The organism is Hyphomonas sp. CY54-11-8 (assembly GCF_000682735.1).
GTDB lineage: Bacteria > Pseudomonadota > Alphaproteobacteria > Caulobacterales > Hyphomonadaceae > Hyphomonas.
This window is the reverse complement of the sequence record NZ_AWFD01000034.1, coordinates 177,426-190,671: the sequence shown is the minus strand read 5'-3', so window position 1 is coordinate 190,671 and position 13,246 is coordinate 177,426. Positions and strand designations below refer to the sequence as shown.

Genomic DNA, 13,246 nt, shown 5'->3' with positions numbered 1-13,246 from the left:
GCAGAACGGACATGGACACGACCACCCGCCCCGCCCCGATCCGCCCGACGCAGCCGAAAGTCGGCATCGTCTCGCTTGGCTGCCCCAAAGCGCTCGTTGATTCTGAGCGGATCATCACGCGTCTGCGGGCCGAGGGCTATCAGATCGCTCCGGACTATTCGGGCGCAGACCTGGTGCTGGTGAACACGTGTGGCTTCCTCGACAGCGCACGGGACGAAAGCCTTGATGCCATCGGCGAAGCCATCGAGGCGAACGGCAAGGTTATCGTGACCGGATGCCTGGGCGCAGAGCCGGAAGTCATCGAAAAGGCGCATCCCAAAGTGCTGGCGATCACGGGTCCGCATCAGTACGAAGCGGTCATGGAGGCAGTCCACACGCACCTGACGCCACCGCACAATCCGCATCTGGACCTCGTGCCGGAAGCGGGCCTGCGCCTCACACCGCGCCACTACGCTTATCTGAAGATCTCTGAAGGCTGCAACAACCGCTGCAGCTTCTGCATCATTCCCAAGCTTCGCGGCGATCTCGTCTCCCGGCCGATCCACCACGTGCTGACCGAAGCCGAACAGCTCGTAAAAGCGGGCGTCAAAGAGCTCCTCGTCATCAGCCAGGATACGTCCGCCTACGGTCTCGATGTCCGCTACAAGCCAGAAACCTGGCATGGCACGGAATATGAAACCCGCTTCCTGGACCTCGCGAAGGGCCTGGGCAGCCTCGGCGTGTGGACTCGGATGCACTATGTCTATCCTTACCCACACGTGGATGCCGTCATCCCGATGATGGCGGAAGGGCTGATCACGCCGTATCTGGACATTCCGTTCCAACACGCATCCGCGAATGTGCTGAAAGCGATGAAGCGCCCGGCAAAACAGGACAAGGTGCTGGAACGCATCCAGCAATGGCGCCGCGATGTGCCGGATCTTGCGATCCGGTCTACCTTCATCGTCGGCTTCCCGGGTGAGACCGAAGAAGACTTCGAAATCCTGCTGGATTTCATTCGCGAAGCGAAGATCGATCGCGCCGGCTGCTTCCAGTACGAGAACGTCGCCCACGCAGACAGCCGCGCCCTGCCCGGTCATGTGCCGGATAAAGTGAAGGAAGAGCGCTGGCACCGCTTCATGCAGGTTCAGGCCGAGGTTTCGGCGGGTCGCGCGGAAGCACAGGTCGGTACCGTCCAGGACGTCATCGTCGATGGCGCTGATGAAGAGCCCGGCATGATGATTGCCCGAACCAAAGCCGATGCGCCGGAAGTCGACGCGGTGGTCTACCTCGAAAACGCAACGCAACTGAAGCCGGGTGACATCGTGGCGGCGAAAATCACCGGCGCCGACGATTACGACCTCTACGCGACGCCTGCCTGAGCGCGCATCCGCTCACCCGCTTCGCGTGCTTCGGCCCTGCGCTGATCCATCACCTTTGCCATCATCCGGTTGTAAGCTGCGACTGTTTCTGGCTCAGCCAGTTCCGGCCGACCGCCGGGAAATGGCGGCGCCGGGGCATATTCATAACCGAGTGTCAGGGCCTTGGCGTAGGCCTCTCCGGCGATCTTCGCGACCATGGTCAGGGCGAAATCGATCCCGGCCGTAACACCCCCACCCGTGAACGTATTCCCGTCCCGCACCACGCGGCCGGTATCTATGGTGGCACCGAACTCCGTCAACAGTTCACGCCACGCCCAGTGACAGGCCGCCCGCTTACCCTGAAGCAAGCCAGCTGCTCCCAGAATGAGTGAGCCCGTGCAAACCGACGTGACATAGGTGGAGCGCGCTCCGAGGCGACGGATCTCGCTGACGAAGTCTTCGTCCAGAGCCACCTGCGTTGCCGTGACGCCGCCGGGTACGCAGAGAAGATCACAGCGCTCGATCTCCGACAGCTTCGCTGTGCGCCCGACGACCAGATTGCCTTCGGCAACCACGTCTCCACCATCTCGGCTCGCGATCACGGTTTGCGCATCGGGTAGTCGGCACAAGACCTGGTGTGGTCCAGTAAAGTCCAGATGAGTCATGTTATCATAGACGGCAAACACGGTGGTGAACGGCTGGGTCATGGTGGCCTCCTTGCTGACCGTTCTTTTCTGAACTAAATCCTTTATGGCAGAAAGGACATTGTTCCCATGTTTTCAGCCACCACCAAGACCCGTGACATCGGAGTGCTGATCTTCGAGGGTTTTCAGTTGCTGGACGCCGCCGGACCGATTTCTGTCTTTGAAATGCCGATCCGCGGCATGTCTCCTCCGCCTTACAATCTGACAGTCTACTCCATGACCGGCGGCCCTGTTCGGGCCTCCAGTGGTGTTTGCCTGTGTTCCCAGAAACTCCCGGCAGACCTGACTCTGGACACGTTGATTGTATCTGGCGGCGAAGGCACTCGCGAGGTGATGCGCGACAAGGAACTCCTGAATGCAATCAAGGACCTGTCCAGTCGCACTCGGCGAACAACATCTGTCTGTTCCGGCTCCATACTGCTCGCCGCAGCAGGGCTTCTGAACGGCCGGCGCGCTACCACGCACTGGCGGCGTTGCCCGGATATGGCACGGCACTTCCCCGCAGTGACCATCGAAGCTGACCGTATCTACGTCCAGGATGGCAAGTTCTGGACTTCTGCAGGTATCACCGCCGGGATCGATCTTGCCCTGGCGCTCGTTGAAGATGATCTGGGACCTGAAGTTGCGCGCCGCTCCGCGCGCGAGCTGGTGGTTCACCACCGCAGGCATGGGGGGCAATCCCAGTTCTCGGTTATGCAGGATGTGAAGCTGGTATCCGGCCGCTTCGATGCGCTCATTGACTGGATCCGGACCCATTTATCCAGTGATCTCAAGGTTGAACAAATCGCGGAACAGGCTGGAATGAGCCCGAGAAATTTCGCTCGGGTTTTCCGTTCAGAGACTGGCACGACACCGGCTCGCTTCGTCGAAAAACTACGGCTTGAGTCGGCAAGGCAGTATGTAGAGACAACCAGCAGTTCCCTGCAGCAGATTGCCAAAGATACCGGATTTGTGGACGCTGAACGGATGCGCACTGCCTTCATCCGGGCCTACGGGCAACCACCGATGGTCTTGCGCCGTCAGGTGCGTTCTTGAGCGGCATAAAGCACAGACCCAACCAATATTATCGTTATTCGACGATTGACATATCGTATTTCGATAATTCATAGTGCTTCTATCAAGGAGATCACTCATGAAACGTACAGCCACATGCCTCGCCGCGCTGCTCGCTTTGACTGCACCGGCCGCACTCGCTGAATCCAAAACCTTCAGCGCACAATCATTCTCCCAGATCGAAGCCGCGGGACCGATCGATGTGATCTATCAAGCAGCGGCGACACCGTCGATTGTTGTGGAGCAAGCTGAAAACGACTTCAGCGACATCTACCTGGACTTTGAAGGCGACACACTGGTCGTTTCCCGTAACAGTGTCCGGAACCGTTCTGGTTGGTTCAACAACGTGTCGATCAATACCAAGAATGACCGCAAGGTCATCAAGGTCAATGGCAAGCGGGTGCCCTACTATGTCGTGCGCGTGTCCGGACCGGATCTCGACGGCGTGCTGGTGAAGCGTTCAGCCAAACTAACCGCCACCGGAGTCGACAGCGACAATTTCGACGCCCGCGCGTCTTCCAGCGGAGATCTCGAACTCGCAGGTTCAGCTAGGATTGCCAGCCTCCATGCGTCGTCCAGCGGAGATATTTTCGCGTCCGATTTCCGTGCGGAGACACTCGACCTTCATTCGTCATCAAGTGGAGACATCAAAGCAATAATGGTCGGGACCGGACAGGTTCGGATTGAAGCTTCCTCAAGTGGGGACCTGGAATTGAAGTCGCTCGACGCCGCCGAATTTCTGGTTGAGGCATCTTCCAGTGCAGATGTCGAGCTTTCCGGCCAGTGCACAAGCATCAAGGTTGAAGCATCCTCCAGCGCCGATGTTGATGCCAACGGTTTGACCTGCCTGAGTGCAAAAATCATGGCGTCCAGCAGCGCCGACATAAGTGTTTCCGCTTCTGAATCTGTAGAAGCGCGCGCCTCCAGCGGCGGGGATATCTACATCTCCGGTTCACCGGAAATCCGCGATGTTTCCCTGTCGAGCGGTGGTGACATCGAGTTCGGCAGCTGACCTGGGGGAAAAAAAGATGATGAAGTCCCTGATCGTTTCCACCGTCTTCGCGGCATCAGCGTGTGCGGCATGGGCAGACACGTCCAAAACGTATGACTTCTTCGGCTTCGACGAACTCGATATCTCGGCGGGCGTCGAAGTCAAATACGAAACAGCAGACACCTATAGCGTCATTGCTGATTTCCAGCGCGGCGGTCCGGAAGACATGAAGATCCGCCAGGACGGCGGCCGGCTGTATATTTCCCGGAAAATGAAATCCGGTTGGGGAAACAATCTCAGCGTCACCGTTCGGGTTACATCTCCGGAACTGAACGCAGTTGAAGCAAGTTCGGGGTCTTGGATCGACGCAACCGGAATCGATGCGGAAGGTTTTAGTCTCAGTGTATCGAGCGGTGCATCTGCAGAGCTTTCCGGCACCTGCAATGCGCTGGTGCTAAGGGTCAGCTCAGGCGGGAACGCGGATGCCAAGGATCTCCATTGTCATCGACTAATCGCCAAAGCCAGCAGCGGAGGCTCGGCGACTGCCTATGCCACCGAAAGCGCGACTGGAAAAACCTCAAGCGGCGGCAGCATTGATATCTGGGGCGATCCACCGGATCGCACGTCCAACCACTCCATTAGTGGCGGTAGCACCGACTTTCATTAGGAAAAATCAAAATCCTCGAGCCGGTAATCTGACTCAGGCCAGCTGAGGTTCATCTCCTCCAGCGCACCACGCACCAGCCGCGCGATCATGGCATTGCGGCGCGTTCGGCTATCTGCCGGGATCACGTACCATGGGGAATGTTCCGTGGAGCACCGCTGCACCGCGGTTTCGTATGCCGCCATGAATTCCTTCCACAGCGCCCGGTCGTCCAGGTCCGCTGGATTGAATTTCCAGTACTTGTGTTGTTCTTCGAGGCGCTCACGAAGCCGGACGCCTTGCTCTGCGTATCCAATGTTGAGCATGCATTTGATGATGGTCACACCGTTCTCGGACAGGTGCTTTTCAAATGAATTGATTTGATCATACCGCTGCTCCACGTCCTCCGGACTCGCGAAGCCTCTCACTTTTGCGACCAGGACATCTTCATAGTGCGAGCGGTCGAATATTCCGACATGCCCTTTCTTCGGAATCGCGTTGTGGATCCGCCATAGATAGTCGCGCGCGAGTTCATTGGAGCTGGGAGCCTTAAACGCCTTCACTTCCATGCCGAGCGGCGTGGTATCAGCGAAGACCGATTTGATCGTGCCCGATTTCCCGGCCGTATCCATGCCCTGGAGCACCACCAGTATGGAACGTTTTCTTTCGGCGTAAAGAATGTCCTTCAATTCATTGATGACGGCAGCATCCTTTTTGAGGCTGGTCTTCGCGAGAGACTTATCTTCGAAGAGGCTCCGGTCGCCACTGTCGCGCTTCGAGAGATCGAAAGGCTTTCCCGGTTCCGCAATAAGATGTTCGCGGACGTCGGAAATGCTGGGAATGCTCATGGGATTGAATCTCCAAAGAAAAAGGCCGCACCAGTCTGGCGCGGCCTTTTACGTAGTTCAAGAAACTGGCTGTCTTACGAGGAGTAGAATTCGACCACCTGGGCCGGTTCCATCTTCACCGGATATGGCACATCAGCCAGTTCCGGAACGCGCGTGAAAGTCGCGCTCATCGCTTTCGGATCGACTTCCACGTAGTCCGGCAGATCACGCTCCGGGCTGCCCAGTGCTTCGAGCACGAGCGCCATGTTGCGGGATTTCTCACGGATCTGGACGACATCGCCCGGCTTCAGGCGAACTGAACCGATGTTGCAGCGGCGGCCGTTGACCATGACGTGGCCGTGATTGACGAACTGGCGTGCAGCAAAGATCGTCGGAACGAATTTGGCGCGGTAAACAACAGCGTCGAGGCGCGATTCCAGAAGGCCGATCAGGTTCTCGGCTGTGTTACCCTTGATCCGGGCCGCTTCTTCATAGATCCGCGCGAATTGTTTCTCGGTGAGATCGCCGTAGTAGCCTTTCAGCTTCTGCTTCGCCATCAGCTGCATGCCGAAATCGGACGTCTTGCTGCGGCGGTTCTGGCCGTGCTGTCCGGGCTTGTAGTTGCGCTTGTTGACGGGGGACTTCGGGCGGCCCCAGATGTTTTCACCGACGCGACGGTCGATCTTGTACTTCGCGCTATGGCGACGAGACATTGTAGTACCTCATTGGCGACGCGGACCGGTGGGCAAGCTCATCTTGCCCACGATTTCAACGGCGGTTCCGCACCATCCCGTTCTGAAGCGGCGGGTAAAACACCAAACCGACCCTTCCGTCAAGCTCCGTACCTGCTACAGCTACTGCAATCACAAGGGAGGAATACATGGGAATACTGGATGGCCGCGTGGCCGTGATAACGGGGGCTGGAAGCGGCATCGGACGGGCAGCAGCAGAAGCTATGGCAGCAGAAGGCGCTGCCGTCTTCGCAACCGACATCGACAAAGCAGGTCTGGAGACCACCGCAGCCAACATATCCGCTGCCGGCGGCACAGTGGCAACACTGGTTCAAGATGTCATCGACGAAGCGCTTTGGGACACAGTGATGGACGAAGCAGAGACGAAACTCGGCACGCCATCCATTCTCGTCAACAATGCCGGCATCGCGATTGGCGGCGCCATTCCCGAATTTTCACTGGACGACTGGAAAACGCAAATGGCTGTGAATGTGGACAGCGTCTTCCTGGGCACCCGCGCGGCCATTCGCAAGATGCAGAAAAGCGGCGGGTCGATCATCAACATTTCATCGGTTGCAGGTCTCCGCGGCGCAGCGGGGCTCAGCGCTTATTGCGCGTCAAAAGGCGCGGTTCGCCTCTTCACCAAGGCTGCAGCCGTGGAATGCGCCCGCGCCGGTTGGCCGATAAGGGTCAATTCGGTCCATCCCGGGATCATCGATACTCCGATCTGGCAGAAATCCATCACGCGTCTGGGTGAAGGGATGCCGATTATTCCCGATGTTCCTGCTGGTGCGAATGCGCTAGATGCCGACACATTGGGTGCTCAGGCTTCACCAATGGGAAGACCGGGACGCCCTGATGAGGTGGCCGATCTGATCGTTTATCTTGCTTCGGACAAATCCAGTTACATCAATGGACAGGAACATGTCGTTGATGGCGCCATGACCGCCGGTGGCTAACCTGTTCAAGTTCGCAACCTAAGCGAACTCTCAGAATAAGAACGAGACATAGAGGGTGTCATGCCGAACCGAACCGGCATGACACCTTCTAGTTTCAGGGAATGAACACCAGAAACCGGCAATCCGAACGCTCCGGCCGGGTCGGTTCCAGCGAAGCCTCATTTTGCACGAATCACCTGTCTTCCTGTCGGAGGGCGGCGACTCAGGATCAATTTCTGAACGGAATTCATTCATCACAGCCAGAACGATATGCTTAATCTTCGCGAATCTGTCGTTCTGACGTCTAATCTTTCACGTATTGAATGAAATACTTTGCATCTTCCTAGAGTGAGCTGATAGGTCTGATGTGTTGGGAATACTGCAGATCCGGAGAGCGGGTGCGAAAGCACATACATTTCCTTAACTGTGAAAGACGGGTTTTCGACAGCGGGTGTATTCCGTTCGTATAGTTTTAAATAGCGACTGCGTAGAATTGTGCAGTGAGATGGCAAGAAGTGTCCTGGATGATGAACGTGTGCACCACGATCATTGAGAACCCGCGCCTCCCGGTCAGCCTAGAGCTTTCCGCGGATGAGGTGAAAGCCGTTGCCATCACCGAAGGCACCTCAACCGGCGCAGCGATACTCCCACCAATTTACCCCGAATGGCTGGGTGACCGAGCCTTTTCTGCGACCCACGGGAGCAGATTCAACTATGTCGTTGGGGAAATGGCACGCGGTATCGCCACGCCACGTATGGTTGTCGAAGCCGTGCGCGCCGGCTGCTTGGGATTCTACGGTAGCGCCGGACTTGCTCTTGATGAAATCGAGCTAGGACTGCTCCAGATCAAATCGGAATTGTCTTCTGATCAGATCTGCTGGGGCGCCAACCTGATTCACACACCCCAGCAGCCTGGTTATGAGGCCGCCGTCGTTGACCTGTTTCTTCATGAGAAAGTCAGGCGCGTTTCCGCGTCGGCCTACATGCGCCTATCTCCCGAAATCGTGCGATATACGGCGCTCGGGCTTGCACGACGTCCCGATGGTCAGATCATCCGGACGAACCATGTATTCGCGAAAGTGTCCCGCGCAGAAGTCGCCGAGCAGTTCCTGTCGCCTGCACCGGATGCCATTCTGAACTCCCTGGTCGATTCTGGTGCGATTTCCTCAGCGCAGGCTGAACTCGCCAGACAAGTTCCCGTCGCAGCAGAAATCACAGCAGAGGCGGATTCCGGGGGGCATACAGACCGGAGGTCAGCAGCCCCCCTCTTTTCCTCGATATCCGCAGCCCGGGATCGGGTTGCCTCAAAATTCGGAATTGACCCCAACGCCATCCGGATCGGTCTGGCTGGCGGCATCGCCACACCGCACGCTGTGGCGGCAGCATTCGGCATGGGTGCGGCCTATGTGCTGACGGGTTCCATCAATCAGGCAGCCGTAGAATCCGGCCTGTCCCTGCCCGGTCGCCAATTGCTGGCCAAAGCCGGGCCGGCCGACGTTGCGATGGCGCCGGCTGCGGACATGTTCGAGCAAGGCGTGGAAGTTCAGGTTCTGAAGCGCGGTACCCTTTTCGCGATGCGCGGAAAGAGACTGTTTCAGCTCTATCGTTCCGGCGCGTCGTTCGAAACGCTGGATCCAAAAGACCAGGTTTGGATCGAAGATATTCTTGGCGAGCCGTTCGAAGCCGCCTGGCAGGCGACACGCAGCTACATCAGGGACGTGAACCCGAAAGAAGCTGAACGGGCGGAATCCGACGGCAACAAGCGTCTCGCTCTCGTCGCAAGGCGCTACCTGTTCTCCGGCGCACAATTCGCCCGTGACGGCGATCCTGAACATCTAGCTGACTACCAGATCTGGTGCGGCCCCGCGCAGGGGGCGTTTAACGAATGGGCCGCGGGCACTTTCCTGGAGGACATATCCAACCGGACGGTCCGCCAGATTGCCTGGAACCTCATGGAAGGCGCAGCCCGCATAACTAGAGCTTCTCAACTGCGCGCCGTCGGTGTCGCTGTGCCTCCAACGGCCTTCGATTACACCCCGCATCAATTCGCTGAAACGGAGGCCGCGTGATGGCCAAACAAACCGCCGCTCCTGTCGCGATCGTCGGCCTGGGGGCCGTCTATCCGGGACGGGGTGATGTTACGGGTTTCTGGCGTGACCTGTTTGAAGGCCGGGACCTGATCAGCGATGTACCACCAAGTCATTGGCTGATTGAAGACTACTATGATGAAGATCCCAAAACGAAAGACCGGACGTACGGACGTCGTGGCGGGTTCATCAATCCTCTCGCTTTTGATCCGCTCTATTTCGGCATTCCCCCCAAAGCGATGGAGGGCACCGACACAGCTCAGCTTCTGGCTCTGATCGCCGCACAAATGACGCTGGAAGACATTGAACAAGACTCCAGCGGAATGATCGATAAATCTCGCACGAGCATCATTCTCGGCGTCGCATCGGCAACGGAGATGACCGCCCACATGGCGGGTCGGCTTCAGCGTCCTGCATGGGTGGATGCGATGCGTCAGGCCGGGCTGCCAGAAAGCCAGGTTCAGGACATCACCCGGCGGATTGAAGATCACTATGTCGATTGGCAGGAAGCCACCTTCCCCGGTTTGCTTGGCAACGTTATCGCCGGAAGGATCGCAAACCGATTTGATCTGACCGGCAGCAATTACGTAACCGATGCCGCCTGCGCCTCCAGCCTCTCGGCACTACAAATCGCCCTGCATGAGCTGAGGTCCGGAGACAGCGACACAGTTCTGACAGGCGGCGTGGACGCCCTGAACGACATTCTGATGTATATGTGCTTCTCCAAGACACCGGCCTTGTCGCCGTCCGGAGACTGCCGGCCATTTTCCACGCGAGCGGATGGCACCATGCTGGGCGAAGGTATTGGCATGCTCGCTTTGCGCCGACTAGATGACGCCGAGCGGGATGGTAACAAGATCTATGCCGTCATCAGAGGACTTGGCGGGGCTTCAGATGGCAAAGGAACCGCAATCTACAGCCCGGTTCCACACGGCCAAGCCCGAGCGCTGAAGCGCGCATACGATCAGGCTGGATATGATCCGTCTACAGTAGACCTGGTAGAAGCTCATGGTACTGGTACAAAAGCTGGCGACAAGGCCGAAATCGAAGGGCTCCATCTCGTTTTTGGAGAGCACAACCAGGACGAACCCTGGTGCGCCATTGGTTCAGTCAAGGCACAGATCGGCCATACAAAAGCAGCGGCCGGTTCTGCCAGCCTGATTAAAGTCACGCATGCTTTAAGCCGGAAGACATTGCCACCGACCATCAAAGTGGAAGAACCGGCAGACGCCATCAAGAACAGCCCGGTTTTTTATCTGAACACCGAGGCCCGCCCCTGGATTTCTCCAAAAAAACGGCCTCGCAGAGCCTCTGTGAGTTCGTTCGGTTTCGGGGGCAGCAACTTCCACGTCACTTTGGAAGAATATACCGGCCCTAATGCAGTCAGACCTTGGAGATCATTGCCCGCAGAGCTCTTCCTGTTTTCGGCAGAGTCTCCCGCGACACTCTCTTCCAGAATTGCGGCGTTCAAGACCGGTCTCACAGAAAAGGAATTCGCTTTCCGAGCATCAGAAAGCCAGGAGGCATTTGATGCCACGGCACCCGCTCGCGCGGCCATTGTGGCACAATCTCCGGAAGACCTCACCGTTAAAGTCAACAGCGTCATCGATGCCCTGAATAGCAATGAAATTGGTAACCGCCCCCTAAAAATGGGTTGCCATGTATCTCTCGATCAGCCGGCAGATGAAAAAGTCGCCTTCATGTTTTCAGGGCAAGGCAGCCAATATGTGGGTATGGGCGCTGATCTGGCCATGGCATTCCCGGCCGCAAGAGCAGTCTGGGATGAAGCCGCAAGTCACAAACGTGCGGGTGAGCTGAAACTCCATAAACTGGCATTTCCGCCAGCAGCATTCGATCAGGTCGAACATGGCGATCAAACTGATCACCTGAAAGCCATGGAGCATGCCCAGCCTGCAATCGCTACCGTAACCCTGTCGCACCTCGCCTTGCTGTCGCAAGCCGGGATCCAGGGTGAGATGGCGGCCGGACACAGCTTCGGTGAGATCATGGCGTTGCACTATGCAGGCGCTATGAACGCTTCCGGTGCTCTTTCAGCGTCTGTCGATCGTGGTGCCTTGATGGCCGAAGCCGCAAAGTCCAGTTCCGGATCCATGATGGCCGTTCAGGCCGCATCAGAGGATATTGGTCACATCCTGGGCGAATTCGCTCCAGATCTGGTACTCGCCAACGACAATGGGCCGAGCCAGGTCGTGCTGTCCGGTCCCACCAAAGTTGTGAACGATGCTCTGGAGCTATGTACACAGGAAGGACTGAAGGCCCGCCTTCTTCCCGTCGCTACCGCTTTTCATTCGAAGATTGTTGCGTCTGCTGTTGAACCATTTGAAACGGCACTCAGGAAACTACGCCTGCGCAAACCTTCTCTGCCGGTATATGCTAATGCAACAGCAGAGCCTTACGCCTGCACCGGCACACAGATGCCCGTGGAAGTCGCAAGCCAACTCGCCTCTCCTGTCCGGTTCAGGGAACTGGTCGAGCGGATGTACGCCGACGGTGCGCGCGTGTTCATTGAGATAGGCCCAGGGTCGGTCGTCACCGGGCTGGTTGATGACGTCCTTCGTGACCGTCCGCACAAATCCTATTCGCTCGACAACAAGCGAATGAATGGTGTTACACAATTTCTGTCAGTACTTGGCGCAATCAGCGTTGCGGGCATTCCCGTCGATTTTGCAACCCTGTTCGAAGACTTGCCTGCGGAACCTCCTCGCCCGGCTCCGCCCAAGCACGCTGTCATGATTTCCGGGGCGAATTTCGGCAAACCTTATCCGCCACCGGACGGTGCGGCGGGCAAAGCTGCGCCGAATCCCGATCGCACACCAGCTTCTACCCCGCAAAATAACCGTACGATGGCCGATCGCCTTCCTCAGGCAGGCCCAACTCAATCCTCTTCTGCCTCTAATCCCCAGGAACCTGCCATGCCGGATTCATCCTACTCGTCGTTTCCTTCCATGCCATCCTATGACCCTTCCGGGTCCGGGGGCGAAACCCCAGTTGAACGGGTGTTGATGGAGGTATCTCGCCGTCATTCGGAGTTCATGAGCATGGCCTCTTCGGCTCATGCCGCGTATTTGAATACTGTATCGCAAGTCATGAATGGCGCCGCGGTATCATTACCTGAACCGGCAAAAGCACTACCTCAACCCGCTCCGGCTCCAATCGCGCCGGTCGCCCCAGCACCACGACATCCCGAGCCTGCGACTGCAGACGCGCCTGCTGTACCTGGTCCGGCAAAAACACCCGCAAGACGCTCAGCACACGCTCAACCAGCCGCATCAACGGCAACCACCCCACCAGTCCAACCTGTCACGGAAACTGCTGCTCGCGCTATCAGCACTCAAGGTGTGGATGCCGTCGCCCTGGTACGTGGCATTATTGCAGATAAAACCGGTTACCCAGAAGACATGCTGGATGTGGATATGGATCTGGAGGGAGAGCTGGGCGTCGACTCCATCAAACAGGTCGAAATCCTGTCGACGATCCGCGAGCAGCTGCCGGAACTTCCTGAGATAGACCCAGAACGCCTCGTGGAATTGCGCACGATCGCAGCAATTGCCGACATGGTGACAGGATCAAATGGTGTCTCGCCCGCTCCGGCGGTCAAGAAAATCGCTCCCATCACCGTTGAAGTTTCTTCTGCACCGGCCGCGTCTACCCCTGGTAAGTTAAATGGCTCAATCACACCGGATGTCGTCCGGGAGCTGATTGCTGACAAAACAGGATATCCGAGTGATATGCTGGAAGACGACATGGATCTTGAGGGTGAGTTGGGCGTCGATTCCATCAAACAGGTTGAAATCCTTTCGGCCCTTCGTGAACAGCATCCAAACCTCCCGGAAGTGGACCCGGAAGTCCTCGTTGAACTCCGCACGATCAGGGCGATCGCTGATTTTTTTGCCTAGGGGACGGTACGCCTC

At 57.5% G+C, this 13,246-nt stretch carries 10 protein-coding genes; 7 read left to right on the top strand and 3 right to left on the bottom strand.

Features of this window, described 5'->3' with window-relative positions:
- Nucleotides 1–11 precede the first annotated feature (11 nt).
- Complete coding sequence (gene rimO / locus HY17_RS14770) at nucleotides 12–1,361, top strand: 30S ribosomal protein S12 methylthiotransferase RimO (RefSeq protein WP_034767957.1); 1,350 nt, start codon at nucleotides 12–14, stop codon at nucleotides 1,359–1,361.
- On the opposite strand, the gene HY17_RS14765 is transcribed toward rimO, so the two are convergent.
- Nucleotides 1,343–2,047, bottom strand: coding sequence for a DJ-1/PfpI family protein (locus tag HY17_RS14765; RefSeq protein WP_034767956.1), 705 nt, complete (start codon nucleotides 2,045–2,047; stop codon nucleotides 1,343–1,345). The genes rimO and HY17_RS14765 overlap by 19 nt on opposite strands.
- Nucleotides 2,048–2,113: 66 nt before the next feature.
- Here HY17_RS14765 and HY17_RS14760 point away from each other — a divergent pair, with 66 nt between their 5' ends.
- The 3 genes from HY17_RS14760 (at nucleotide 2,114) to HY17_RS19610 (ending at nucleotide 4,755) form a co-directional block, all read left to right on the top strand.
- On the top strand, nucleotides 2,114–3,079 hold the full coding sequence (locus HY17_RS14760; RefSeq protein ID WP_034767954.1) for a GlxA family transcriptional regulator: 966 nt from the start codon (nucleotides 2,114–2,116) through the stop codon (nucleotides 3,077–3,079).
- Nucleotides 3,080–3,176: 97 nt separating this feature from the next.
- The gene (locus HY17_RS19615; protein ID WP_051600150.1) at nucleotides 3,177–4,109 is read left to right on the top strand and encodes a GIN domain-containing protein; all 933 of its coding nucleotides are present in this window, start codon (nucleotides 3,177–3,179) and stop codon (nucleotides 4,107–4,109) included.
- Nucleotides 4,110–4,125: 16 nt separating this feature from the next.
- Nucleotides 4,126–4,755, top strand: a complete 630-nt coding sequence (locus HY17_RS19610; RefSeq protein ID WP_051600149.1) for a head GIN domain-containing protein — start codon at nucleotides 4,126–4,128, stop codon at nucleotides 4,753–4,755.
- On the opposite strand, the gene HY17_RS14745 is transcribed toward HY17_RS19610, so the two are convergent.
- Entirely contained in the window at nucleotides 4,752–5,579 is an 828-nt protein-coding gene (locus HY17_RS14745) for a PPK2 family polyphosphate kinase (RefSeq protein WP_034767952.1), read from the bottom strand. The genes HY17_RS19610 and HY17_RS14745 overlap by 4 nt on opposite strands.
- Nucleotides 5,580–5,653: 74 nt before the next feature.
- Nucleotides 5,654–6,271, bottom strand: coding sequence for a 30S ribosomal protein S4 (rpsD, locus tag HY17_RS14740; protein ID WP_034767949.1), 618 nt, complete (start codon nucleotides 6,269–6,271; stop codon nucleotides 5,654–5,656).
- A gap of 167 nt (nucleotides 6,272–6,438) precedes the next feature.
- Here rpsD and HY17_RS14735 point away from each other — a divergent pair, with 167 nt between their 5' ends.
- The 3 genes from HY17_RS14735 (at nucleotide 6,439) to HY17_RS14725 (ending at nucleotide 13,231) form a co-directional block, all read left to right on the top strand.
- Entirely contained in the window at nucleotides 6,439–7,248 is an 810-nt protein-coding gene (locus HY17_RS14735) for an SDR family NAD(P)-dependent oxidoreductase (protein WP_034767947.1), read from the top strand.
- Nucleotides 7,249–7,751: 503 nt separating this feature from the next.
- Complete coding sequence (locus HY17_RS14730) at nucleotides 7,752–9,296, top strand: PfaD family polyunsaturated fatty acid/polyketide biosynthesis protein (RefSeq protein ID WP_034767945.1); 1,545 nt, start codon at nucleotides 7,752–7,754, stop codon at nucleotides 9,294–9,296.
- Nucleotides 9,296–13,231, top strand: a complete 3,936-nt coding sequence (locus HY17_RS14725; protein WP_051600148.1) for a type I polyketide synthase — start codon at nucleotides 9,296–9,298, stop codon at nucleotides 13,229–13,231. Before HY17_RS14730 ends, HY17_RS14725 begins: the two co-directional genes overlap by 1 nt.
- The last annotated feature ends 15 nt before the right edge of the window (nucleotides 13,232–13,246 follow it).